At 65.1% G+C, this 23,940-nt stretch carries 23 protein-coding genes and 1 riboswitch; of the genes, 13 read left to right on the top strand and 10 right to left on the bottom strand.

Going from position 1 to position 23,940, the window contains the following annotated elements:
• Positions 1–196 precede the first annotated feature (196 nt).
• The 7 genes from L0U81_RS10110 (at position 197) to L0U81_RS10140 (ending at position 7,619) form a co-directional block, all read left to right on the top strand.
• Positions 197–1,291 (top strand): LacI family DNA-binding transcriptional regulator, encoded by a 1,095-nt coding sequence (locus tag L0U81_RS10110; protein WP_233802240.1) that lies wholly within the window; start codon positions 197–199, stop codon positions 1,289–1,291.
• Positions 1,292–1,426: 135 nt separating this feature from the next.
• Complete coding sequence (locus L0U81_RS10115) at positions 1,427–2,509, top strand: ABC transporter substrate-binding protein (protein WP_233802242.1); 1,083 nt, start codon at positions 1,427–1,429, stop codon at positions 2,507–2,509.
• Complete coding sequence (locus tag L0U81_RS10120) at positions 2,506–3,330, top strand: ABC transporter permease (RefSeq protein ID WP_233802244.1); 825 nt, start codon at positions 2,506–2,508, stop codon at positions 3,328–3,330. Before L0U81_RS10115 ends, L0U81_RS10120 begins: the two co-directional genes overlap by 4 nt.
• A gap of 50 nt (positions 3,331–3,380) precedes the next feature.
• Positions 3,381–4,295 (top strand): ABC transporter permease, encoded by a 915-nt coding sequence (locus L0U81_RS10125; protein WP_233802246.1) that lies wholly within the window; start codon positions 3,381–3,383, stop codon positions 4,293–4,295.
• Positions 4,292–5,338 (top strand): ABC transporter ATP-binding protein, encoded by a 1,047-nt coding sequence (locus L0U81_RS10130; protein WP_233802247.1) that lies wholly within the window; start codon positions 4,292–4,294, stop codon positions 5,336–5,338. Before L0U81_RS10125 ends, L0U81_RS10130 begins: the two co-directional genes overlap by 4 nt.
• A gap of 57 nt (positions 5,339–5,395) precedes the next feature.
• Positions 5,396–6,220, top strand: a complete 825-nt coding sequence (locus L0U81_RS10135) for a phosphodiesterase (RefSeq protein ID WP_233802248.1) — start codon at positions 5,396–5,398, stop codon at positions 6,218–6,220.
• Positions 6,221–6,413: 193 nt separating this feature from the next.
• Positions 6,414–7,619, top strand: a complete 1,206-nt coding sequence (locus L0U81_RS10140) for an MFS transporter (RefSeq protein ID WP_233802249.1) — start codon at positions 6,414–6,416, stop codon at positions 7,617–7,619.
• A 30-nt stretch (positions 7,620–7,649) separates the two neighbouring features.
• Here the strand turns inward: L0U81_RS10140 and L0U81_RS10145 are convergent, their stop codons facing one another.
• Together L0U81_RS10145 and L0U81_RS10150 are read right to left on the bottom strand one after the other, a co-directional pair.
• On the bottom strand, positions 7,650–7,811 hold the full coding sequence (locus L0U81_RS10145) for a DUF1328 domain-containing protein (RefSeq protein ID WP_233802251.1): 162 nt from the start codon (positions 7,809–7,811) through the stop codon (positions 7,650–7,652).
• A 93-nt stretch (positions 7,812–7,904) separates the two neighbouring features.
• Positions 7,905–8,081, bottom strand: a complete 177-nt coding sequence (locus L0U81_RS10150; RefSeq protein ID WP_233802253.1) for a DUF1328 family protein — start codon at positions 8,079–8,081, stop codon at positions 7,905–7,907.
• 249 nt (positions 8,082–8,330) lie between these two features.
• On the opposite strand from L0U81_RS10150, the gene L0U81_RS10155 reads away from it, so the two are divergent.
• Both L0U81_RS10155 and L0U81_RS10160 read left to right on the top strand, forming a co-directional pair.
• Positions 8,331–8,468: an entericidin A/B family lipoprotein gene (locus L0U81_RS10155; RefSeq protein ID WP_230564137.1), complete on the top strand. Its 138-nt coding sequence runs from the start codon at positions 8,331–8,333 to the stop codon at positions 8,466–8,468.
• A gap of 154 nt (positions 8,469–8,622) precedes the next feature.
• Complete coding sequence (locus L0U81_RS10160) at positions 8,623–10,665, top strand: NADPH-dependent 2,4-dienoyl-CoA reductase (RefSeq protein ID WP_233802255.1); 2,043 nt, start codon at positions 8,623–8,625, stop codon at positions 10,663–10,665.
• A gap of 36 nt (positions 10,666–10,701) precedes the next feature.
• Here the strand turns inward: L0U81_RS10160 and L0U81_RS10165 are convergent, their stop codons facing one another.
• From L0U81_RS10165 to L0U81_RS10190, 6 genes are all read right to left on the bottom strand, one after another.
• Positions 10,702–11,631 (bottom strand): EamA family transporter, encoded by a 930-nt coding sequence (locus L0U81_RS10165; protein ID WP_233802257.1) that lies wholly within the window; start codon positions 11,629–11,631, stop codon positions 10,702–10,704.
• A 411-nt stretch (positions 11,632–12,042) separates the two neighbouring features.
• Positions 12,043–12,276 carry a pentapeptide MXKDX repeat protein gene (locus L0U81_RS10170; RefSeq protein WP_233802259.1) on the bottom strand — a complete coding sequence of 78 codons (234 nt, stop codon included), beginning with the start codon at positions 12,274–12,276 and terminating at the stop codon, positions 12,043–12,045.
• 93 nt (positions 12,277–12,369) lie between these two features.
• A complete protein-coding gene (locus L0U81_RS10175) occupies positions 12,370–13,173 on the bottom strand; it encodes a molybdopterin-dependent oxidoreductase (RefSeq protein ID WP_233802261.1) in 804 nt (267 codons plus the stop codon).
• A gap of 57 nt (positions 13,174–13,230) precedes the next feature.
• Positions 13,231–13,875 (bottom strand): cytochrome b/b6 domain-containing protein, encoded by a 645-nt coding sequence (locus L0U81_RS10180; protein ID WP_233802263.1) that lies wholly within the window; start codon positions 13,873–13,875, stop codon positions 13,231–13,233.
• 20 nt (positions 13,876–13,895) lie between these two features.
• Positions 13,896–14,762 (bottom strand): DUF1223 domain-containing protein, encoded by an 867-nt coding sequence (locus tag L0U81_RS10185; protein ID WP_233802265.1) that lies wholly within the window; start codon positions 14,760–14,762, stop codon positions 13,896–13,898.
• A 111-nt stretch (positions 14,763–14,873) separates the two neighbouring features.
• Positions 14,874–15,332 (bottom strand): hypothetical protein, encoded by a 459-nt coding sequence (locus L0U81_RS10190; protein ID WP_233802267.1) that lies wholly within the window; start codon positions 15,330–15,332, stop codon positions 14,874–14,876.
• 478 nt (positions 15,333–15,810) lie between these two features.
• A riboswitch (TPP riboswitch) is annotated at positions 15,811–15,928 on the top strand.
• Positions 15,929–16,017: 89 nt separating this feature from the next.
• Between L0U81_RS10190 and thiC the strand changes: the two genes are divergently transcribed.
• From thiC to L0U81_RS10210, 4 genes are all read left to right on the top strand, one after another.
• The gene (thiC, locus tag L0U81_RS10195; protein WP_233802269.1) at positions 16,018–17,949 is read left to right on the top strand and encodes a phosphomethylpyrimidine synthase ThiC; all 1,932 of its coding nucleotides are present in this window, start codon (positions 16,018–16,020) and stop codon (positions 17,947–17,949) included.
• 202 nt (positions 17,950–18,151) lie between these two features.
• Positions 18,152–18,643, top strand: a complete 492-nt coding sequence (locus L0U81_RS10200) for a hypothetical protein (RefSeq protein ID WP_233802271.1) — start codon at positions 18,152–18,154, stop codon at positions 18,641–18,643.
• 247 nt (positions 18,644–18,890) lie between these two features.
• On the top strand, positions 18,891–20,489 hold the full coding sequence (locus tag L0U81_RS10205) for an L-lactate permease (protein WP_233802273.1): 1,599 nt from the start codon (positions 18,891–18,893) through the stop codon (positions 20,487–20,489).
• A gap of 291 nt (positions 20,490–20,780) precedes the next feature.
• Entirely contained in the window at positions 20,781–21,707 is a 927-nt protein-coding gene (locus L0U81_RS10210; RefSeq protein WP_233802275.1) for a DMT family transporter, read from the top strand.
• 130 nt (positions 21,708–21,837) lie between these two features.
• Here L0U81_RS10210 and bamC read toward each other — a convergent pair whose 3' ends face one another.
• On the bottom strand, positions 21,838–23,070 hold the full coding sequence (bamC, locus tag L0U81_RS10215; RefSeq protein WP_233802277.1) for an outer membrane protein assembly factor BamC: 1,233 nt from the start codon (positions 23,068–23,070) through the stop codon (positions 21,838–21,840).
• 399 nt (positions 23,071–23,469) lie between these two features.
• A complete protein-coding gene (locus tag L0U81_RS10220) occupies positions 23,470–23,850 on the bottom strand; it encodes a hypothetical protein (RefSeq protein ID WP_233802279.1) in 381 nt (126 codons plus the stop codon).
• Positions 23,851–23,940 lie beyond the last annotated feature (90 nt).

A 23,940-nucleotide genomic window follows, 5' to 3' on the forward strand; every position in this document is an offset into this window, starting at 1 on the left:
GCGCGTGGTCGCGAATTCTATCATTGCCTGGCGGGGCGCCCCAACAACGCGCGCACTCCTCGCCTGGTCAGGCTGGACGGGTACCGATCGAGCCGCCTGCACCAGCCCTACCGCCCCGACACCCCGCATTCATCCCCAGGTCACAAAGGTTGCCGATAATCCGCTCACGAAAACGTTTACAGCGGACCGCAAACCGATGACGCCGACCATCAAGGATGTCGCCGCCCACGCGGGCTTTTCCATCGCCACGGTATCGCGCGCGATCAACGCGCCGCATACCGTGAACCCCAATACGCTCGACAAGATACGCCAGTCGATCGACGCGCTGAACTTCCGTCCGAGCCCGCTCGGCCGGCAATTGCGCGGCGAGCACACGCGGCTGATCGGCGTGATTCTGCCGACTCTAGCGAACCCGGTGTTCGCCGAATGCCTGCAAGGCATCGACGATCTCGCGTCCGCGCAAGGCTATCGGCTGATGCTGATGACCACGCAATACGACGTGGACCGTGAACGTCACGCGATCGAAACGCTGCGCGAGCATCGCGTCGAAGGGCTGATCCTGACCGTCGCCGATGCCGACACGCATCCGCTACTCGACGAGCTCGACCGCGCCGGCCTGCTGTACGTGCTGATGCACAACGACACAGTGCGGCGTCCGTCGGTGTCGGTCGACAATCGCCTCGCCGCCTACGACGGCGTGCGCCGCCTGATCGCCCACGGCCATCGCCGCATCCTGATGCTGGCCGGCTCGTTCGCGGCTTCGGACCGCGCGCGTCAGCGACATCTCGGCTACACCGAGGCAATGCAGGAGGCCGGCCTCACGCCCGCGCCCGCGCTCGAAGTCGATTTCAACGCCGAAGAGCTCGCGCCGTCCGTGCTCGCGCATCTGACGCACGGCGCGAACCGTCCGACCGCCCTCTTCTGCAGCAACGATCTGCTCGCAATGGTCGTGATGCGCGGGCTGCGTCGCGCGCATCTGAAGATTCCTCAGGACATGTCGATTCTCGGCTTCGACGGTCTCGCGATGGGCGAGCTGCTGTCGCCGCCGCTCGCCAGCATCTGCGCGCCGAATCGCGAGATCGGCCGCACGGCGTGGCAGCGTCTGTTCGCGCGCATCGGCGGCGCACGCGAGGACCGCGCACTCGCCGCGGCCTCGCTTGCGCTGAGCTTGCCGCACAGCGTGCGCGAAGGCGCGACGATCGCGGCCCTCGCGTCGCAGGTGGATCTCGATGCAACGTCGCCGACGGATGGGCTGGCCGCCTCGGCAGCCACGGAAAATCCGTGCGCATAAAGAGCCGCATGAAGGCATACGCACCCGCAACACAAGCGTCATCACAAACTCACGCAACACACCACCAGCAACCACCTATTACGGGCCTGGAGTGAGCGCTGAAGCGCTCGCTCCGATCGACACAGGAGACCTGCAGTGACCCGCTCGACCTCACGCTTCGCGTCCTCCCTCAAACCGCTCCGGCAAAAACTCGCACGCGCCGCCGCGGCCGCGCTGCCGGCGAGCCTGATCGTCGCAGGCGCGGCGCTCGTCACGCTCGCGCCGCAAGCCGCGCGCGCCGACGAAACCGCGATCTGCTACAACTGCCCGCCCGAATGGGCCGACTGGGCGAGCCAGATCAGGGCGATCCAGCAGAAAACCGGCATTCGCGTTCCGTTCGATAACAAGAACTCGGGGCAATCGATCGCACAACTGATGGCCGAGCAGAAAAGCCCGGTCGCCGACGTCGTGTATCTCGGCGTGTCCTCGGCCTTCCAGGCAAAGGACAAGGGCGTGATCCAGCCGTACAGGCCCGCCCACTGGGACGACATTCCCGCCGGCCTGAAAGATCCGCAAGGCTACTGGTTCACGATCCACTCCGGCACGCTCGGCTTCTTCGTCAACAAGGACGCGCTCGAAGGCAAGCCGGTGCCGCGCTCGTGGGCCGATCTGCTGAAGCCGGAATACAAAGGGATGATCGGCTACCTCGATCCGTCGAGCGCGTTCGTCGGCTATGCGGGCGCGGTCGCGGTCAACCAGGCGCTCGGCGGTACGCTCGAGAACTTCGAGCCGGGCCTCGACTGGTTCAGGAAGCTCAAGGCGAACGCGCCGATCGTGCCGAAGCAGACCGCTTACGCGCGCGTGCTGTCCGGTGAAATTCCGATCCTGCTCGACTACGACTTCGACGCGTATCGCGCGAAGTACAAGGATCACGCGAACGTCGAGTTCGTGATTCCGCAGGAAGGCACGATTTCGGTGCCGTACGTGATGAGCCTCGTGAAGGGCGCGCCGCACGAAGCGAACGGCAAGAAGGTGCTCGATTTCGTGTTGTCCGACGAAGGCCAGAAGCTGTGGGCGCAGGCGTATCTGCGGCCGGTGCGCGCGAGCGCGATGAGCGCCGAAACCGCCGCGCAGTTCCTGCCCGCGAGCGAATACGCGCGTGCGAAGCCGGTCGACTTCGGGAAGATGGCCGACAAGCAATCGAGCTTCGGCGAGCGCTATCTGCAGGTGATGCATTGAACGACGTCACGTTCCCGCTGCGCTGGCGCATCGCGTTGCTCGCGCCCGCGCTCGCGGTGTTCATCGCGTTCTGGCTGCTGCCGATGGGCGCGCTCGCGCAGCTCTCCGGCGGCGGCCACGCGATCGCGACCTATCGCGCGATGCTGACGAATCCGCGCTATATGTCGAGCCTCGCGGCGACCGTCCTGCTGTCGGCGGCGGTCACAGCGGCCACGCTGGTACTGTCGGTGATTGCGGGGCTGCTGCTTGCGCGCCGCGAGTTCGCGGGCAAGCGCACGCTGCTCGCGCTGCTGACGTTTCCGCTCGCATTTCCGGGGGTCGTGGTCGGCTTCATGGTCATCATGCTCGCGGGACGCCAGGGGCTGATCGGCGCGCTGTCGCTGAAACTCGCCGGCGATCGCTGGGTGTTTGCGTATTCGATGAGCGGGCTCTTTCTCGGCTATCTGTACTTCTCGATTCCGCGTGTGATCGTCACCGTGATGGCGTCCGCGAGCAAGCTCGACGCATCGCTCGAAGAGGCCGCGCGCTCGCTCGGCGCGTCGCCGTGGCGCATCATGCGCGACATCGTGCTGCCGGCGCTGTCGCCCGGGCTGATCGCGGCCGGCGCCGTATGCTTCGCAACCGCGATGGGCGCATTCGGCACGGCGTTCACACTCGCCACCGACATCGACGTACTGCCGATGACCATCTATACCGAGTTCACGCTGAACGCGAACATGGTGACGGCCGCGGGCCTGTCGATCGTTCTGGGCATCGTCACCTGGGCGGTGCTGGCGATCGCGCGTAGCGCGAGCGGTTCGGGCGTGGCGGCGAGCGCATGAGCGGCACGGCGCCTGAACCCCGCGTTCGTGAACGGAACGACCTCCTATCTATGAACTCGATCACCGTCCCTTCGCCGTCTTCGCAGCCGGCAGCGGGACCACGCGCGCGACGCGCATGGCCTTCCTCGCGAACATGGCTCGCCGCCGGTCAATGGTTCGTCACACTGCTGTTGTGCGCGTTCCTGATCGTGCCGGTCGTCATGTCGATCGTCGCGGGGCTGACGGTCAACTACTTCAAGGGCGTGTCAAGCGGACTCACGCTGCGCTGGCTCGTCGAAGTGTGGACCCAGTATCACGACTCGGTGTGGCTGTCGCTCGAAGTGGCCGCCGCGACGCTCGTCGTCACGCTGCTGACCGGCGTGCCCGCGGGCTATGTGCTCGCGCGCAGCAAGACGCGCTTCGCACGCATCGTCGAAGAGTTTCTGGTGCTGCCGATCGCGCTGCCCGGCCTCGCCTCGGCGCTCGCGCTGCTCGTGATCTACGGCGGCTTCACGGCGTTTCGCATGAGCGCGGCGTTCATCGTCGTCGGGCATGTGGTGTTCACGCTGCCGTTCATGGTGCGCGCGGTCGCCGCGGTCTGCGCGGGCAGCGATCTGCGCACGCTCGAAGAAGGCGCGGCGAGCCTCGGCGCAGGCTTCGTCACGCGCTTCGTGACGATCGTGCTGCCGAACGCGCGACCCGGCATCGTGGCCGGCGCGCTCGCGGTGCTCACGCTGTCGATCGGCGAATTCAACCTGACGTGGATGCTGCACACGCCCGACACGAAGACGCTGCCGGTCGGCCTCGCCGACACCTACGCGTCGATGCGCATCGAGATCGGCAGCGCGTACACGATCCTGTTCTTCATCATGACGATGCCGCTGCTCGTCGCGATGCAATGGCTCGGCGTCGACGCGACCGGCCAGCGCAGCGCGTCGAAAAAGCGCGGCGCCGTTTCTCCCGCCAAGCCCATCGACACGCCATGAAACTGACCTCGGTTCCCATCACGCTTACGCAGTGCGCCAAAACGTTTCGCGGCACGCGCGTGCTCGAGCCGCTCGACCTGTCGATCGGTGCGGGCGAAACCCTCGTGCTGCTCGGACCGTCGGGCTGCGGCAAGACGACGACGCTGCGCCTGATCGCGGGCCTCGAAACGCCCGACGCGGGCGGGCGCATCGCATTCGGCGACGACGACGTCACCGCGCTGCCGATCGAAAAACGCGCGGTCGGCATGGTGTTTCAAAGCTACGCGCTGTTTCCGAACCTGACGGTGCGCGGCAACATCGGCTACGGCCTGAAAATCAAACGCGTGCCGGCCGCGCTCGCACGGCAACGCGTCGACGAACTGCTCGAGATGATGCGGCTCTCTGCGCATGCCGACAAACCGATCGATCAACTGTCCGGCGGACAGCGTCAGCGAGTGGCACTCGCGCGCGCACTCGCGGTGCAGCCGCGCGTGCTGCTGCTCGACGAACCGCTGACCGCGCTCGACGCGCGTCTGCGCGATACGTTGCGCAGCGAGATGAATGCGCTGTTGCGCGAACTCGGCATCACGACCGTCTACGTGACGCACGATCAGGCCGAAGCGATGGAACTCGGCGATCGCATCGTCGTGATGAGCGCGGGGCGCATCGAGCAGATCGGTTCGCCGCGCGACATCTACTATCGCCCGGCCAATCGCACGGTCGCGCAGTTCGTCGGCACGATCAACCGTGTCACGGGCGAGCCGCGCGGCGGCATGCTGGCGACGACCGGCGGCGCCGTGCCGTTGCCCGCGCATGCGTCGAATGCGAACGGTGCGCACGAAATTTTCTTTCGCCCCGAGGACGCGCGGCTCACCGACCCCGCGCTCGCGCAGTTGCGCGGCCAGATCGAAAGCACGGCGTTTCTCGGCGAACGCACCCGTCTGACGATTGGCGGCGCCGCGCCCGAGCCGCTCCTTGTCGATGTCGCGGGTCGTATCGAGCTTGCGCGCGGCACGCCGGTCGGCATTTCGATCGAGCAGGACGCGCTCATTGCACTATCTTAGGAACAGGCGGCGCCGCATCCTGGCGCTCAACACGAAGGAACCCGAAGGACCTCTGTCATGCTGCTGGCTCAAATTAGCGACCTGCATATCAAGCAACCCGGCGTGCTCGCGTATCGCGTCGTCGATACCGCCGCCTATCTCACGCGCTGTGTCAATGCGCTCAACGCGCTCGCGCCGCGCCCCGACGCGGTGTTGATCACCGGCGACCTCGTCGATGAGGGCGACCCGCAACAGTACGCCCACCTGAAGACACTGCTCGCGCCGCTCGCCATCCCCTATTTCCTGATGGTCGGCAATCACGACGAACGCAAGGCGTTGCGCGCGGCGTTTCCCGAGCGCGAGGAACTGAAGAGCGGTGGCGAGTTCGTGCAGTACGCGTTCGACGTCGGCCCGCTGCGCGTCATCGCGCTCGATTCGCTGGTGCCCGGCGAGAGCGGCGGCATGCTGTGCGACACGCGGCTCGCGTGGCTCGCGCAGCAGCTCGATGCGGCGCGCGGCAAGCCGGTGGTGGTCGCGGTGCATCACCCGCCGTTCGTGTGCGGCATCGGCCATATGGATGAAATCCGGCTCGACCAGGCCGCATCGGACAAGCTCGCAGCACTGATCGCCCAGCACCCGAACGTCGAGCGCGTGCTCTGCGGGCACGTGCATCGGTCGATGTTCGTGCGCTTCGGCGGTACGATCGCGAGCGCGATTCCGGCGCCCGCGCACCAGGTCGCGCTCGATCTGAGCGAGGGCGGACCGTCGGTGTTCGTGATGGAGCCGCCCGGATATGCGCTGCACCGCTACGATCCGGCAACGGGCATCGTCACGCATCATGCGTATGTCGATGCGGCCGAGGGCCCGTATCCGTTCGACGACGATGGTGAGTTGAACGACTGAATCGATCGACTGAACCGCGCGACACGCTTCGCAACAGTCTGAGACCTGACGCGCGGGCCAGCGTCGCCGTCCGGCGTTCCGGATTGCCGGCGAGCGTCGTCGGCCGCCGGCCGTCAGCACGAACCCCGTAGCTCCGGTATGATCGGCACGCTTGAGGATCGTGCATGGGCCGGTCCGTCGATCCGCCTCTGTCATGTCCAGTTCCGACGCCTCCACTTCCCCGTCCGCTTCCTCCACCCGATCACTGCGCGGCCTGTTGCTGCTGCTCGCGACGATCGCCGGTATCTCGGTTGCGAACATCTATTACAACCAGCCGTTACTCGACAACTTCCGGCAGTCGTTTCCGGGCAGCGCGTCATGGGTCGGCGCGGTGCCGGCCGTCACGCAGCTCGGCTACGCGGCCGGCATGCTGCTGCTCGCGCCGCTCGGCGATCGCTTCGACCGGCGTCTGTTGATCCTGCTGCAGATCGCCGCGATGTGCGTCGCGCTCGTCATCGCGGCGTCGGCGCCGACGCTCGCGGTGCTGATCGTCGCAAGTCTCGCGATCGGCGTGCTCGCGACGATCGCGCAACAGGCCGTGCCGTTCGCGGCCGAACTCGCGCCGCCGTCCGAGCGCGGCCATGCGGTCGGCACCGTGATGAGCGGCCTGCTGCTCGGCATCCTGCTCGCGCGGACCGCGGCTGGCATCGTCGCCGAATACTTCGGCTGGCGCTCGGTATTCGGCGCATCGGTCGTCGCGCTGCTCGCGCTCGCGGTCGTCATCATTCTGCGTTTGCCGAAGAGCCAGCCGACCTCCACGCTGCGGTACGGCAAGCTGCTCGTGTCGATGTGGCATCTCGTGACCGAGCACCGCGCGCTGCGTGAGGCGTCGCTAACCGGTGCGGCGTTGTTCGCGGCGTTCAGCATTTTCTGGTCGGTGCTCGCGTTGCTGCTCGCGGGTGCGCCGTTTCATCTCGGGCCGCAGGCGGCGGGGCTGTTCGGCATCGTCGGCGCGGCGGGCGCGATGGCCGCGCCGCTCGCCGGCAAGTTCGCAGACCGGCGTGGACCGCGCGCGATCATCACCGTGTCGCTGGTCCTGGTCGTCATCGCGTTCGTGATTTTTGGCGCGTCGGCGAAGAGCATTGCGGGGCTCGTGGTCGGTGTGATCATCCTCGACATCGGGGTGCAGGCCGCGCAGATTTCGAATCAGTCGCGCATCTATGCGTTGAAGCCCGATGCGCGCAGCCGCGTGAATACCGTGTACATGGTCGCGTATTTCATCGGCGGGGCGCTGGGTTCGGGTGTCGGCGCGATCGTGTGGCCGGTGTTCGGGTGGATCGGCGTCAGTATCGCGGGCGTCGGGTTTGCCGCGCTCGGTGCGTGGAATCATTTGCGGTTGCCGGCCCGGGCGGGGAATTAAGCGCAGGATCACCAGTCGCGACGAGGGCAGCTACGCCCGGAACAAGCCGAGCAGCAACGTGACCACGAACACGACGATGAAGATGTAGAACAGGATCTTCGCGATGTCGGCCGCGCCGGACGCGATGCCGGTAAAACCGAACACGGCTGCGATGATCGCAATCACGAAGAAGACGACGGCATAGTGAAGCATCGCGCTTCTCCCGTTTGTTGACCTGGAATCGGCTACGAGCAAACCGCTCGCCTGCTATGAATCCGCGGTTTGCCGCCACTGCGATGGGCCGTGCTAATCGATCATTTTCTTCGTCACCACGAAGCCCAGCACAAGGAACACCACGCACAGTACGAGGAAAGCGAAGAACAGGAACTTCGCGATCGCCGCCGCGCCGGCCGCAATGCCGGTAAAGCCGAGAAGACCCGCGATCACCGCGATGATCGCGAAGAACAGTGCCCACTTCAACATGATGGCTTCCTCCCGAAACGTTGGATGAACATCGGGTCCATGCTATCGCTACGCCGCGCCGCGCGCATTCCGACACTCGCCGTTTCTCACGTAAGAATCCGCTCACATTTTGTTACAACGAGGTTACGCGCGCCGCTCCCGCCTTTTTTACCATGCAATCAGGCGGGCTCGATACCGGATCGACACCTGATCGACTGGCGCCCCGGTCGGACCACCTCAACCGATGCATTCTCGACAAGGAGAACTTTCATGACGCGACTGATCGCTTTGCTTGTGCTCGCGGGAACCGCGATGCTTGTCACCGGGTGCAATACGATGGCGGGGGCCGGCGAAGATATTTCGAAGGGCGGCCATGCCCTGACGAACGAGGCGGAAAAGGCGAAATAAGCCGGCATCCGCCAGCAGCGTCTGGAGAACCCGTCGCGGGATGCCGCGGCGGGTTTTCCTGAACGGATTGCGGCGCTTTAGAATTTTTCCTCGGCGCTCGGGCCCGCCGCGCGGTGTATCGTTCGTGCGGCTCCACACCTACACAGGCCCCTGCATGCCCTACCAACACTTACTCGCCGAGCTCGACCTGGGATTCACACGTCTGCGCAATCGCGTCGTGATGGGTTCGATGCACACGGGCATGGAAGACCGCTTCTGGCATTACCCGCAACTGGCCGCGTATTTTCGCGAGCGCGCGAAAGGCGGCGTCGGCCTGATCATCACCGGCGGCATTTCGCCGAACCGTCAGGGCTGGCTGCTGCCGTTCGGCGGCACGCTGAACTCGGTGTTCGATCTGCGCAATCACCGGCTCGTGACCGAAGCCGTGCATGCGGAAGGCGGCAAGATCGCGCTGCAGATCCTGCACGCGGGCCGTTATGGCTATCAGCCCTTCGTCGTGTCCGCGTCCGCATTGAAGTCGCCCATTTCCAGATTCAAGCCGCGCGCGCTGACGCTCGCCGGCATCGACAGAACCGTGCGCGACTACGCGCGCTGTGCACGGCTCGCGCAACGCGCGGGCTACGACGGCGTCGAGATCATGGGCAGCGAAGGCTATCTGCTGAACCAGTTCCTGTGCCCGCGCACGAACCGTCGCACCGATCGATACGGCGGCAGCATCGAAAATCGCATGCGACTCGCGCGCGAGATCGTCGAGCGCGTGCGTGCCGAATGTGGCGAGCGCTTCATCGTCGTGTACCGGCTGTCGCTGATCGATCTGGTTGAAGGCGGCAATACGTGGGAGGAAACCGTGCAGGTCGCCCAGGCGCTCGAAGCGGCCGGCGTGACGATCTTCAATACCGGCATCGGCTGGCACGAGGCCCGCGTGCCGACCATCGTGACCTCGGTGCCGCGCGCGGCGTTCGCTTCGCTGAGCGCGCGCCTGAAGGCCGCGGTCACCGTACCCGTGATCGCGTCGAATCGCATCAACACGCCCGAGATGGCCGAAGCGCTGATCGCCGGCGGCTCGGCCGATCTGGTGTCGATGGCGCGGCCGCTGCTCGCCGATCCCGAGTTCGTGCTAAAGACCGCCGAGGACCGCGCGCACGAAATCAACACCTGCATCGCCTGCAATCAGGCCTGCCTCGATCACACGTTCAGGAATCAGCGCGCAAGCTGTCTCGTCAATCCGCGCGCGGGACGCGAAACCGAGCTCGTCTACCGGCCGCTCGCGGGCCCGCAAGCCGCGCGCTCGATCGCGGTGGTCGGCGCGGGGCCGGCGGGGCTATCGGCCGCGACGGTGGCGGCCTCGCGCGGGCATCGCGTGACGCTGTTCGAGGCGAGCGATACGCTCGGCGGCCAGTTCAATCTCGCGATGCGGGTGCCGGGCAAGGAAGAGTTCAGCGAGACGATCCGCTATTTCCACAGCCAGTTGCAGCGCCATCGCGTCGACGTGCGGCTCGGCACGCGCGTCGATGCCGCGCTGCTTGCCGCGGGCGCCTACGACGACGTCATCGTCGCGACCGGCATCGTGCCGCGGCGGCCGGCGATTGCGGGCATCGACGGGCCCAACGTGCTGTCGTATGTCGAGGTGCTGCGCGGCGCGGCGGTCGGCGCTCGTGTCGCGGTGATCGGCGCGGGCGGGATCGGCTTCGACGTCTGCGAATTTTTGTTGCATCGCGCGGGCGAGCCGCTGCCGGTGCCGCGCGACACATGGCTCGATGAATGGGGCATCGACCTCGCGGTGCGCGAACGTGGCGGCCTCAAGCCGCCTGCCCCCGCGCAACCGGTGCGGCAGATCTGGCTCTTGCAGCGCAAGGCCGGCAAGCTCGGCGCGGGGCTCGGCAAGACGTCGGGCTGGGTGCATCGCGCGACGCTTGCGAGGAATGGCGTGCAGATGCTCGGCGGCGTCGAGTATCAGGAGATCAGCGCGCGCGGTCTGAGAATCGCGCGCGATGGAGTCGACGAATGGCTCGACGTCGATACGATCGTCGTGTGCGCGGGGCAGGAGTCGTTGCGCGAGCTGTTGCCGTCGACGCTCGACGGCAACCCCAGCAGCGGCGCTCCGCGTTTTCATGTGATCGGCGGTGCGAAGCTCGCGACCGAGCTCGATGCGAAGCGCGCGATCCGCGAGGGCGCGGAGCTGGCGGCGGGACTGTGAGAGTGGGCGCGCGGTTCGACGGGAACCGCGCCGGCCCTACACCGTGTCCTTATTCTGGTAATCGAACCAGAACGACAAACCGACGCTGATCAGAATCACGATCGTCGCGATCACCATCGAGCGCGTGATCGGCTCCCCGAGCACTAGCGCCCCCAACGCGACCGCGACGACCGGATTCACGTACATGCAGCTGCTCGCAATAATCGGGCTCGTGTGGCGAATCAGAAAACCGTACGCGACCCACGCGGCCATCGTGCCGATCAGCATCAGATAGAGAAACGCGACGAGCGGCAGGAAATGCAGCTCGAGCATCCGCTCGCCCGCCGCCAACGCGACCAGCGTCGAGATCGCGCCGCCGAGGCCGATCTGCAGCGCGGTCGACACAAACAGGTCCGACGGCAGCTTCAGCTGCCCGGCCAGATGCGCGCCACCGGCCCAGAACAGCGCGCCGCACAGAATCGCGAGCGTGCCGGCGCCCGAGCCCGGCGTCCGGTCGCCGTGACTCAGAATCACGATGCCGACTAGCCCGAGCCCGACCGCGAACCATTCGCCCCCGCCGATCTTGCGTCCGGCGACGGCGGCGATCACGGCCGCGAACAGCGGCACGGTCGCGACCATCACGGCCGCGGTGCCGGTGCCGACCGTGCGCATGCCGTAGGCGAGCATGCCGCTCGACAGGCCCACCAGCATCGTGCCGACGAGGGCCGCGTTGCGGATTTCGGGGAGGCTCGGCCAGATCGGCTTGCGACGCGCGGCAAACACGAACAGACCCATGCCGGCGAACAGGTTGCGCAAGCCCGACAGCATGAGCGGCGGAAACGAGCCGAGCGCGACGTGCACCCCGAGATACGTCGAGCCCCACACAAGATAAACGACGGCAAGCGCGAGCGCGATCTGGCCGTTGTACGACTGCGGCAGACGCAGCGGCCAGCCACGCGGAGATAAACCGGAACGTTGCAGCGACATGCGTTCAGCCCGCCGTCGCCACTCGACCCTCGCGACGCGCTCGATGCCCGCGAGGCGCCGCGCCTGCGTCGATGCCTCTCGGGCGGGATGGCGGGCAGCGCATCGGCGATGCGCACTGACGGGCGAGGCTGGCGGACATGTCGGTGGAACGGTAAGACGATGGGCGGCGCTGGAAGCGCCAAAAGCGGCTGACGCGGCAGCGTCGGTCAAAATGACACGACGCAACCTGGCCGCAATGCGCGGCGCGCACCGCATTATGCAGTAAGCGCCGGGTGCGTCGCGCGACAGAATCGTAATTTTTTGGTGTTCCTGCAAAAGAAAAGCCGGGGACGCGTCCCCGGCTTGCATTCAGTTTGGACTCCCTTCGATGCGCGGCCGCGCATCGGCAGGATCGCTAAACAGGCTCGCGACTCAGTTGCCCATCGTGCCCGACGCCTCGTGTTTCATGCCCGTCGCGTCGTCGCCCTTTTTCATCTTATCGTGTTTCATCGTGTCCTTTTTCATGCTGTCCTTCGACATGCTGTCTTTGGACATCGCGTCTTTCGACATCGCATCGTTGGACATCGCGCCGCTCGCCTGCGCGAAGGCCGTGCCGCTGCCTGCCAGCATCAGCAACGCGATCGTGGTGATTGCAATTTTCTTCATGAGATGACTCCGTTAATGGTGAATGAATCAAAACCGGCGTGAGCCGGCGTGCTTCCGAAGCCGCTGCCGTAAGCGAGCGTGCGCCCGCATGCGTCAGGAGCCTCCGAACCAGTTGTAGCCCTGGTCGACCCAATAGCCGCCGGGAAACGTGTTGGTGACAAATATTTCAACGATGTGCTTCGGATTCTTGTAGCCGAGCTTGGTCGGCATCCGCAGCTTCATCGGATAGCCGTATTTCTCGGGCAGCCGCTCGCCGTCGTAGGAAAACGTCAGCAGCGTCTGGGGATGCAAAGCGGTCGGCATGTCGATGCTTTCGTAGTAGTCGTCCGCGCATTTGAAGCCGACGTACTTCGCCGTCGTATCCGCGCCGACACGCCGCAAAAACTCGGCGAACGGCGTGCCGCCCCAGCGGCCGATCGCGCTCCAGCCTTCGACGCAGATATGCCTCGTGATCTGCTCGGCGTGCGGCAGCGCGTACAGCTCGGGCAGCGTCCACACGCGCTGGCCGGTCACGAGGCCGCTCAGCTTCAGCCGGTAGTCGGAGCCGTCGACGTGCGGCACCTCATCGACGCTGTAGTACGCGTTGAACGGAAACGGCCGCGTGATCTGCGCTTCGGTGTAGGTCGGTGCGAGCAGCTTCGGATCGAACAGCGCGGCCTGCGCGAGATCGTTCAGCCGCGACACCGCGGTGAGGAAGTGGTTGACGGAGGCGTCGTCGGTCAGCGAGCAACCGGTCAGCATCGACAGGCCACCGAGCGTCAATAGCTGCTTGCCGAACAGGCGCCGCGACGGCATCGTGAGTTCGCGCTTCGCATCGATCAGGATCGACGCGCGGTCCAGCGTTTGGCTGCCCCGCCGCGTGGAATCGTCCGCTGCTTTTTCAATGGGCTTGTTCATGATTCGTCATCCATAATAAATTCGCGCTTCACTTTCATCAGCATCGTCGCAAGCGCCTCAGCGTCCACGCAGCATCGCCAGCAGCGAGCGCGGCACGAGCGCGACCATCGCCAGATGCACGGCAAGAAACGCAGCCAGTAGCGACATCGCGCTGAAGTGCACGACGCGCGCGTTGTCGTAGCCGCCCATCAGTTCGCGCAGCAGCGGAAACTGCACCGACTTCCAGATCGCGAGCCCCGACAGCACGAGCACGATCAGATCGACGATCACGAACAGATAGGCAAACTTCTGCACCGCGTTGTAGACGCGCAGATCGTCGTGAGCCAGCTTGCCGCGCAAGGCGGCGACGAAATCGCGCAGCACCGCGCGCGGTGTCAGCGGCAGGAACTTGCGCACGAAGCGTCCGCTCGCGAAATTCAGCGAGAGATACACGAGGCCGTTGAACACCAGCAGCCACATCGCCGCGAAGTGCCATTGCAGCGCGCCGCCGAGCCAGCCGCCGAGCGTGATCGCGGTCGGAAAACTGAACGCCGGGAAAATCGGCGAGGCGTCGTAGATGCGCCAGCCCGACAGCATCATCACGATCGCCGCGAGCGCATTGAGCCAATGCGTGATGCGCAGCCACAGCGGGTGAATGACGCCGCGCTTCGGTACGGCGGGCGCGGCGGGTGCACCGGGGCGCAAGGTGTGGGACGTGGCCATGGGGTTCTCCTCGATCTCGATCAACGGCACGCGGGAAGGTCGGCCGCTTGCAGCACTTCGCCGCTCGCGTCGCTTTCGACGAACGCGACCACGCCAAAGCGGTCGGCGGCGGCGTTGGCAAGCGCGGCGGGCTTCGCGTCGCCGGTCGCATCGTGTACGTCGAGGTCCTGATGAATCCGCGCATGCCCCTCGACGAGAGGCACCGGACCGAACCATGCGCGTACGACGCGTTCGTGATGCAACGTCGCACCGCGGTTTTCTCCCGCGCCGACCTGCGAGGTCAGCGCGTTCTCATAGACGGCGAGATAGGCGCTCAGCGAGCCCGCGGTGGAGGCGGCCGTACTCGTGAACTGCGCGTCGACATCGAACGCGCCGGGCGCATGCGGGCTCAACGCGAGCGCGACGCTCGCCTGCGCGGGTTCGGCGACGACTTCGTCGATGCGGCGCTCGAAGCTGTCGCGTTGCGACCAGTCGCGCAGCTCGCGGCCCGCGACGAACACTTCCGGCGTGTAGATCGTATTCGCGCCCGCGAGCCGGGTCAGCGTCTGCTGACGTTCGGTGAAGCGATGCTGTGAAAAGCGGTCGGTCCAGCCCAGGCTGTTCCAGTAGTCGACGTGCAGTGCGAGCGGCACGATGCCGTGCGCGGCGCCATCGGTTTTCAATTGACCGAGCCAGCGGTCGGCGGGCGGGCAGCTATCACAACCCTCGCTGCTGTACAGCTCGACGAGCGCCACCCGATGCGCGGGACTGCGCGCGGCGCAGACGGGATCGGCCGCCGAGGCCGCACTGATGCCAAAACCGTTCAGCAGAAGAAGCGCCAGCGCGACAGCGGGGGCAAAAAAAGTCCTGAAGCGTTGATGGTTCGAGCGATTGTGCGCGGCCGACATAACGTGCTCCGATCGTGATCTGCACGTTTGTCGAACCGCGCGGCTGGTTATGACAAGCTTTTTTAATTTTTTTCCGGCGTAGGGTGAGCCTGCAAAAAGCTCGCCCTCGACTCAGTTGTAACTGACCACCACCGTCACGCGCGTGTCGATATCGGTGCGTTTCGCGTTCAGCGACAGCATACCGCCGGCGCGATCGACCGCATAGTGGCCGTCGCGGGCCGACTGGACGCGCCCGGCGCCGTCGACGAAACGCGCCGCCACCAGATCGCGCGACGGCGTGTTGCCGTTCACTTCCAGCGCGACATCCGCCCCGCCGACGACGCCCGGCGACGCGCTGAACGTCACCGTGCGCGAGAAGCGCTGACCCGCCACGCTCGCGCTATCGACAGCGACGCCAGCGGGCGCCGTTTCCACGTTGATCTGCATCGGCGGTGCGACGACCATCCCCACGAACCGGATCACCCCACCCGTCGCCGTCGACGCCGCCGACACCGCCAGCGGTGTGGCGAGCCATGCCGCCACCGCAACTGTGCGACCGAACGTTTGCCACCGTCTTCTTTCCGCTCTCATGCGCCCCCCTCCTGTCGATCGGCTCGAGTCGCCTCGCGCCATTCACGCACCCTCCAGCGAATCGCTTCGCTGGAGGGCGGCCTTCACTGCACATGCTGTAACGGCAATCTTCTGACTGGCTTGAACGCTTCGACCCCGCATAGGTCGTTGCACGCGGATTTGCTTTATCGATCGATCCGGAGTGCTGATCATGAAGAAGTCTCGCGGGCCGGCCTTGCTGCCCCGCGCGCGCCGCGGCGAGGCCATCCGGTTTCCTGCCGACCAGCGGCGACCAGAATGTGCCCAAGCGCGACAAAATCCTGTCTCAGTCCGAAGCCGCCGACAATTTTTCCCTGTAAGCCGCTTGTTCCTTCGCTGTAAGTTGTTCTGCTCGACGCAATCTCAAAATAAGAATAGGACGTATCTGATTGCAACCGAATGATCTTTTGAACCCTGTAGACAGGTTGCCAAACAGCGGGCCGGCAGTGTATCGTGTGCGCTGCTAACGCGGGGGTCCTGCGTAGCGCGGAGCTGGAGGTCCGTGTTGCGTGGGTGAGAAATACCCTTTGAACCTGATCTGGATAATGCCAGCGCAGGGAAGCGTACGGATTTCGCCCCCAGCCTCTACAGCCTCACCTCTGCGCGATTTCCGACCACTTCCATCTCAGTCTCCTGCTTAGCCGCCCCACTTTGTACGGAGACTTGCATGAACGCCAATCCGAAGTTTATTTCCGCCGAAGCCCACGTGGACGAGGCGGCCGTCGCACCGTTGCCGAATTCGCGTAAGGTCTACGTGACGGGCTCGCGCCCCGATATCCGTGTGCCGATGCGCGAAATCTCGCAGGCCGACACGCCCGACAGCTTCGGCGGCGAAAAGAATCCACCGATCTACGTGTACGACACGTCAGGCCCCTATTCCGACCCGGACGCGAAGATCGACATCCGCGCGGGTCTGCCCGCGCTGCGCCAGGCGTGGATCGAGGAGCGCGGCGACACCGAGCCGTTGACCGGTCTGTCGAGCAGCTTCAGCCGCGAGCGCGCCGCCGATCCGGCCACCGCGCAGCTGCGCTTTCCGGGCCTGCATCGCACGCCGCGCCGTGCGATCGCCGGCAAAAACGTGACGCAGATGCACTACGCGAAGCAAGGCATCATCACGCCAGAAATGGAATACATCGCGATTCGCGAGAACCAGCGTCGCGCCGAGTATCTGGAGACCCTGAAGACGAGCGGCCCGAACGGCGCGAAGCTCGCCGCGATGATGGGCCGTCAGCACCCGGGGCAGGCGTTCGGCGCGAGCGCCTTCGGTCCGAACGGACTGACCGAAATCACGGCGGAGTTCGTGCGCGAGGAAATCGCACGCGGCCGCGCGATCATCCCGAACAACATCAATCACCCGGAAAGCGAGCCGATGATCATCGGCCGCAACTTCCTCGTGAAGGTCAATGCGAACATCGGCAATTCGGCGGTGACGTCGTCGATCGGCGAGGAAGTCGACAAGATGACGTGGGCGATCCGCTGGGGCGGCGACACGGTGATGGATCTGTCGACCGGCAAGCATATTCATGAAACGCGCGAATGGATCATTCGCAACAGCCCGGTGCCGATCGGCACGGTGCCGATCTATCAGGCGCTCGAAAAGGTCAACGGCAAGGCCGAAGATCTGACGTGGGAAATCTTCCGCGACACGCTCATTGAACAGGCTGAGCAGGGCGTCGACTACTTCACGATCCACGCGGGCGTGCGTCTGCAATACGTGCCGCTGACGGCGAACCGGATGACCGGCATCGTGTCGCGCGGCGGTTCGATCATGGCCAAGTGGTGTCTCGCGCATCACAAGGAAAGCTTCCTGTACGAGCATTTCGAAGAGATCTGCGAAATCATGAAGGCGTACGACGTGGCCTTCTCGCTCGGCGACGGTCTGCGTCCCGGCTCGATTTACGACGCCAACGACGAAGCGCAACTGGGCGAGCTGAAGACGCTCGGCGAGCTGACGCAGATCGCGTGGAAGCATGACGTGCAGGTCATGATCGAAGGCCCGGGCCATGTGCCGATGCAGCTGATCAAGGAGAACATGGACCTGCAGCTCGACTGGTGCGACGAAGCGCCGTTCTACACGCTCGGGCCGCTCACTACCGACATCGCACCAGGCTACGACCACATCACCTCGGGCATTGGCGCTGCGATGATCGGCTGGTTCGGCACCGCGATGCTGTGCTACGTGACGCCGAAGGAACACCTCGGCCTGCCGAACAAGGACGACGTGAAGACCGGCATCATCACGTACAAGCTCGCCGCGCATGCCGCGGACCTCGCGAAGGGCCATCCGGGCGCGCAGGTTCGCGACAACGCACTGTCGAAGGCGCGCTTCGAATTCCGTTGGGAAGACCAGTTCAACCTCGGTCTCGACCCGGACAAGGCGCGCGAATTCCACGACGAAACGCTGCCGAAGGATTCGGCCAAGGTCGCGCACTTCTGCTCGATGTGCGGCCCGCACTTCTGCTCGATGAAGATCACCCAGGACGTGCGCGAGTTCGCCGCGCAACAGGGCGTGACCGACGACGAAGCGCTGAAGAAAGGCATGGAAGTGAAGTCGATCGAGTTCATGAAGCAGGGCGCGGAGATTTATCAGCGCCAATAAGCGGCAATAGGCGGCTTGCGTGATTCGCGCGAGCCAGCACAGCCGTATCGAGCCCGCCGGCATGGCGGGCTTTTTTATTCCGCCGCGTTGAAACGGACTGAAATGCGCGGTTGCGGTGTTGCCACAGCGTCGCCGCGGCAAGAGCGTAAGCTCCTGATAACGATGTCGTGCGAAGCGGCATCGGTTCATCGAGGAGCGCGTCATGAAGTCCCGCGTCGTCACCCATCTTTGCGCGGTGCGCCTCTCGACGCCACGCGATTCGTCCCGGTTTTCCGCGAGGTTCGCACGACCCGCCGCCGAGATTTCCACACTCGCCTCGAGCCTCTTGCTGGCAGGCTGTTATTACCCCGCCGGCTACTATCCCGCCGGCTATTACACGCCGTACTATTCGACCGCGCCCGCGACTACAGCCGACCCGAACGCACCCGTGGCCAATGCGCAGCAGCCGCCTCAAGCACAGGCGCAAATGCAGGTGGCGCCGCAGGATCTGCCGCCCGGTTATGCAGCCCCCGCGCCCGTGTATGCGGCGCCGCCGGTCTATCCCGCCTACTATCCGCCGCCTGTTTATCCTTATCCTGCCTATTACGGCTATCCCGCCTATTACGGACCGTCGATCGCGATCGGCATCGGCGGATATTGGGGTGGCCATTGGGGTGGCCATTGGGGTGGCCACTGGGGTGGCCACTGGCATTGACGCGGCCTCTCCCGTCATGAAGCATGCGCCCGCCGGCACCTAAGCTGCCGGCGCGCCTACCCCGCCCGTACTTTCCCGGCTTGACGCGTCAATATGGCGCTCTATCCTTGGAAAGCTTCATGCAGCACCCGCTTAACTCAGGCGACGCCGCTTTGTCGAGACCACTCGCGCGCGTCCGCCGTGCTACAGCGACGCGCCGTCATGCGCAGTCCCCCGCGTCGAATAACACAACAACGAAGGAGACGTGATGTTCCATCAACTACTCACTCCGGTCGGTAATTCCCTTTTGCCGTCGTTTATCGTAGCCGCGCTGCCGATCATCGCCGTGCTTGCGCTGCTCGGCTGGGCGCGCAGGCCTGCGTGGCAGGCGTCGCTTGCGGGACTGATCATCGGTCTGATCGTGGCAATCTTCGTCTGGCAGTTTCCGGTCGGGCTCGCGTTCAACTCGGTCGCGGCTGGCGTGGTGTTCGCGTGCTGGCCGGTGATGTGGATCGTCTTCACCGCGATCCTGCTGTACAACATCGCGCAACGCTCAGGCCGCTTCGCGGCCTTTCGCCTGTGGATGATCGACAACCTGCCGAACGACCGGCGCATCGTGCTCGTCGTGGTCGGCTTTTCGTTCGGCGCGCTGCTCGAGGGCATTTCGGGCTTCGGCACGCCAGTCGCGATCACGAGTTCGCTGCTGATCATGCTCGGCTTTCCGGCGCTCGAAGCGCTGACCTTCACGCTGATCTTCAACACCGCGCCGGTCGCGTTCGGCGCGCTCGGCGTGCCGATCACAGTGCTCGGCGCGGTCACGCATCTGCCGTCCGACCTGCTCGCGAAAATGGTCGGGCGGCAATTGCCTTTCTTTGCGGTTCTGCTGCCCTTTTATGTGATCGGCGTGTACGCAGGCTTTCGCAATATGCTGCGGATCTGGCCGGTGCTGGTGGTGTCGGGCCTGAGCTTCGCGCTGACGCAGTTCGTCGTCTCGAACTTCGTCAACTACAGCCTGACCGACGTGTTGTCTTCGCTCGTTTCGCTGATTCTTACCGTCGCCTTCCTGCGCGTCTGGAAGCCCGCCGTCGATCCGAAATTCGCGATCAACGTCGACCGCATCAACGAGGTGCGCGGCACGATCGGGGGCGCGCAAGGCTGGTATCCGTGGATCATCGTGTCGGTCGTCGTGATCGTCTGGACGATCGCAAGGATCTTCACGATCGGCGACATCAAGGTGCCGTGGCCGGGTCTCGACAAGGCCGTGTTCATCACGCTGTACAACACGCCGTACAGCGCGATCTGGGACTTCCAGCCGCTCGCGACTGGCACCGCGATCCTCGTCGCGTCACTCATCACCGCATTCGTCGTGCGGCTCTCCCCGGGTGAGTTCGGCAAGGCGATCTCCGATACGTGGGTGCAGACACGCATCGCGATCCTGACCGTGGCGACGATCGTGGGCCTCGCGTATCTGATGAACTACTCGGGACTCAACTACACGCTCGGTCTCGGCGTCGCGTCGGTCGGGCCGTTTTTTCCACTCGTGTCGGCGTTCCTCGGCTGGGTCGCGGTGTTCCTGTCGGGAAGCGATACGTCGGGCAATGCGCTGTTCGGCAATCTGCAGGTGGTCGCAGCCAAACAGCTCAATCTGAGTCCGGTGCTGATGGCGGCGACCAACTCGTCGGGCGGGGTGATGGGCAAGATGATCTCGCCGCAGAACATTTCGACCGGCGTCGCGACCACCGAACTGAAGGGCAAGGAAGGCGTCGTGTTCGCGAGGACCTTCAAGCACTCGATTCTGCTGACGGTGTTGCTCGGCGTGCTCGTCTGGGCGCAGCAGAACTTCCTGCAGTGGATGATTCCGCATTGAGGTTGCGCCACTCACGGCGCAATGCAATTCACATTGTTTGGCACGGCGCCCGCGCCTCGCGGGCGCCGTTTGAAATCCCGTCCCCACCGCCGTTTCGCCGGATCGCAATTTTTCTCACATATCGGTGAGAATTGCTCGCTTGGCGCATCCCCTCTCAGCGCTTACGATCGGGATCAGCGGACGCGGCCGTCTCCCGGATCTTGCTGTTTCATCCCACACTGAAACGTTTCGCGCGATCGCGCTGTTACGATGAGCTGTCGTCCCGACTCAACTGCGCGCGGCGCCATTCCAATGAAAACCAGAAACCTCCTGCAACTGCTGATTCTTGCCGCCCTGTGGGGCGCGTCATTCCTGTTCATCCGCGTCGGTGTGACCGACTTCGGCGTCGCACCGCTGATGGCGGTGCGCGTCGGCATCGGCGCGCTCTTTCTCGCGATCGTGCTGATCGCGCGACGGCCGCTACAACAGTCCGCCACGGTATTGCGCACGCGCGCGCTACCGCTCTTCGTGGTCGGGATCCTCAATTCGGCGGCGCCGTTCTGCCTGTTCGCGTATGCCGAGTTGACGCTGTCGGCGGGCGTCACGTCGGTGATCAATGCATGCGCGCCGCTGTGGGGTGCGCTGGTCGGCTTCCTGTGGCTGCGCGACCGGCTGAGCGCGCTGCGCACGCTCGGTCTGCTGATTGGCTTTCTCGGTGTGCTGATGCTCGTATGGGATCAGATTGCGGCGCCGGCTGGCTCGTCCGCCTCGCCGCTGAGCGTCGCGCTCGCGGCGGGCGCCGCGCTCGGCGCGACGCTGCTCTACGGCATCGCCGCCAACTACACGAAGCGCCACCTGACCGGCCTCGACGCACTGACCGTCGCCACCGGCACGATGATCGGCGCGACGATCGTGCTGCTGCCGCTCGCGGTCATTTACTGGCCCGCCGCGCCGATCTCGCTGCGCGCCTGGGGTGCGGTGATCGCGCTAGGCGTTGCCTGTACCGGCGTCGCCTACATGCTGTTCTTCCACCTGATTGCGGTCGCCGGGCCGACGCGCGCGATCACCGTGACCTTCGTGATTCCGATCTTCGGCATTCTGTGGGGCGCGCTCTTTCTCGGCGAGACGGTGTCGCCCGGCATGCTTGAAGGGTGCGCGGTGATTCTGGTCGGCACCGCGTTGGCGACCGGCGTGATCAAGCGCTTGCCGTGGGTGGGCACGCGGCGCGCGGACACCTGAGCGCACGGGGACGGTTCGCGGCCGCGCCGATTGGTAGCGTCCAAGGCAAACCGCAGGCATGAAAAAAAACCGCCCGGATTTCTCCGGGCGGTTTTGTCGAACCAGCGGCGTAGGCCGCGAGGCTCTCGTGTCAGTGCAGCTGATAGGCCATCAAGCTCATGATCTGCTTGGCCTGCGAGCTTTCGTCGATCTGCCCCTTGTCGTCGACCACGGCCACGCGAGTCTGGTCCGGCGTCACCGCGCGCACGTTCACGCGATACTCCTTCGCGACCTTCTCCTTCTTGCCGTGGAAGACCTGGCTCCAGAAGCCCTGCTCGGCCGACGACATATCCTTCGGATCGACGTAGCGCACGAAGTACAGGCCACGGCTCGCGTCGCGGTCGTCGACGGTGAAGTTGCTGCGATCGAGCGCGAGGCCGACGCGCAGCCACGCGCGGTCATACGGCTCGCCGAGCGTGAGCTCGGTCGACGAGACCTGCGCCGACGTGTTCGCCGAATCCGCGTCAGGCATCGGCTGCTGGGCCGAGAGCGCGACGTTCTGCGCCGCGACTGCCGCCGACGCCGACTTCGCGCCTGCCGTCGCCGCATTCGGCGCGATCTGCGCACCAGCCGGCGACAGCTCGGCGTTCTGCGTGCCGCCCGCGTTGGTACCCGAATCGGCCCGCGCGAGCGAGGCCATCAGACGCTTCAGATATTCCTGCTCGAGCGCCGGGTCGTTCGGCTTGGGTTGCCACTGGGTCGACTCGTTGTTCGTGCCGGTAATCGCCTCGCGCATGCCTTTCTGGCTGACGAACACATAGGTGCCGCCGTTCGGCGCCGCTTCGAGACGGGTGCGGAACTTGTTGCGCTCCGAGCTCACGTAGCTGTTGCCCATCGCCTTCGACAGCGTGTTGCGGATAAAGCCGTCGTTGATCTGCGCGTGCGTTTCGTTCCAGTCGGTTTCCATCACGCCCCTGTCGCGCTGGTCGACGACGAGCAGGAAGCCCTGCTCCTGCCAGAAACGGCGAATCTGCGGCCAGGCCTGATTGGGCGTCTTGTTGTCCAGCACGAGCCAGCTTTCGGTGCCGTCGCGCTGGATGTGGATGCCCTGGACGGGCGGCACGACCGTGAACGCGTCTCCGGCCGGCGCCTGCGCCTGCACCTGTTTCAGCGTGGACAGCGAGGTTTCGCCGCCCTGCGGCGGCAGCGAACGCTGATCGGCCGTCTCGTCGATCATGTTCGGCGGTACGGCAAGCGATACCTGCTTCGAACGGGAGTCGCTCCGGTAGTCGAGTTTGGTCGGCGACGAGGTGCCGCAGCCGGCGACCAGACCGCCTGCCACGAGCATTACTGCAAACCGCTTGGTAAGACGAAGATCAGTCATGTTCGGGGAATCCTTCCGCTACGCCACGGCAAGTTTCCGTGGATCAACCCAACATTTTACCGGTCCCGGCGATGTGTGTGCAAAAACTGGGGTTTGCCCGCGAATCGCTCAGTGGAGGGTGCCGCGCCAGCGCCCTTGGCGCGGCTGAAATGCCCTTCGGCGCGGAGTGTGGCCGAGGCGGTGAATCGCATGTCGTATCGACGCAGCGACAACGAGGAAAAGCCCCCTCGACCGTCATCCCGCTTACCTTCTTATGAGGTCAATTTAACACTCAACAACCATTTCGGGTTGACATTAGGGGTATTCCCATGTGGTCACCGGAGCCTTGTCGAATAAGGGTTTCCGGCCTGCATGTGGATTGATTTTGAGACTACGCGCAGCGGGTGCGCGAGCGCGAACTCAGCCCGCCGCGCCAGCCGGTTGCGCGACCGGCGTGGCCAGCTGCGCCGGCGCGAGCCAGCGGAACACGTCGAGCTGTTCGCCGTGGAACGTGCACTCGGCGGCGGCCGGCGTGTTGACCTTCTTCGGCGCGGATGCCGCCGTCCCGGACGCGCTCACCACATGCGCGATCATCCCCTCCACCACGACCCGCGAGCCGCGAATCGCAGCCGCGCGATGCGTGACCCGCAGCGTGTCCGACGACATCCCCGATGACGTCTCTGCCAGCTTGCTACGCATCAGCTGCTCGCACGCGCCAGAGTTGCGAGTGACGGTGGTGCAGGCCGCCAGCAGCGCAGCGGCGCTCGCGACACAGGCGAAAGAGAGAATCCGCATCTTCATCGATGTTCCGTTGTTCCAGGCGTCGGTCATTGTAGCTTACGGTCCCGTCGCCCCGCGCCGCAGCGGCCTGCCGCTTGACCTAGGCGCGGC

This window comes from Paraburkholderia sp. HP33-1 (genome assembly GCF_021390595.1).
GTDB lineage: Bacteria > Pseudomonadota > Gammaproteobacteria > Burkholderiales > Burkholderiaceae > Paraburkholderia.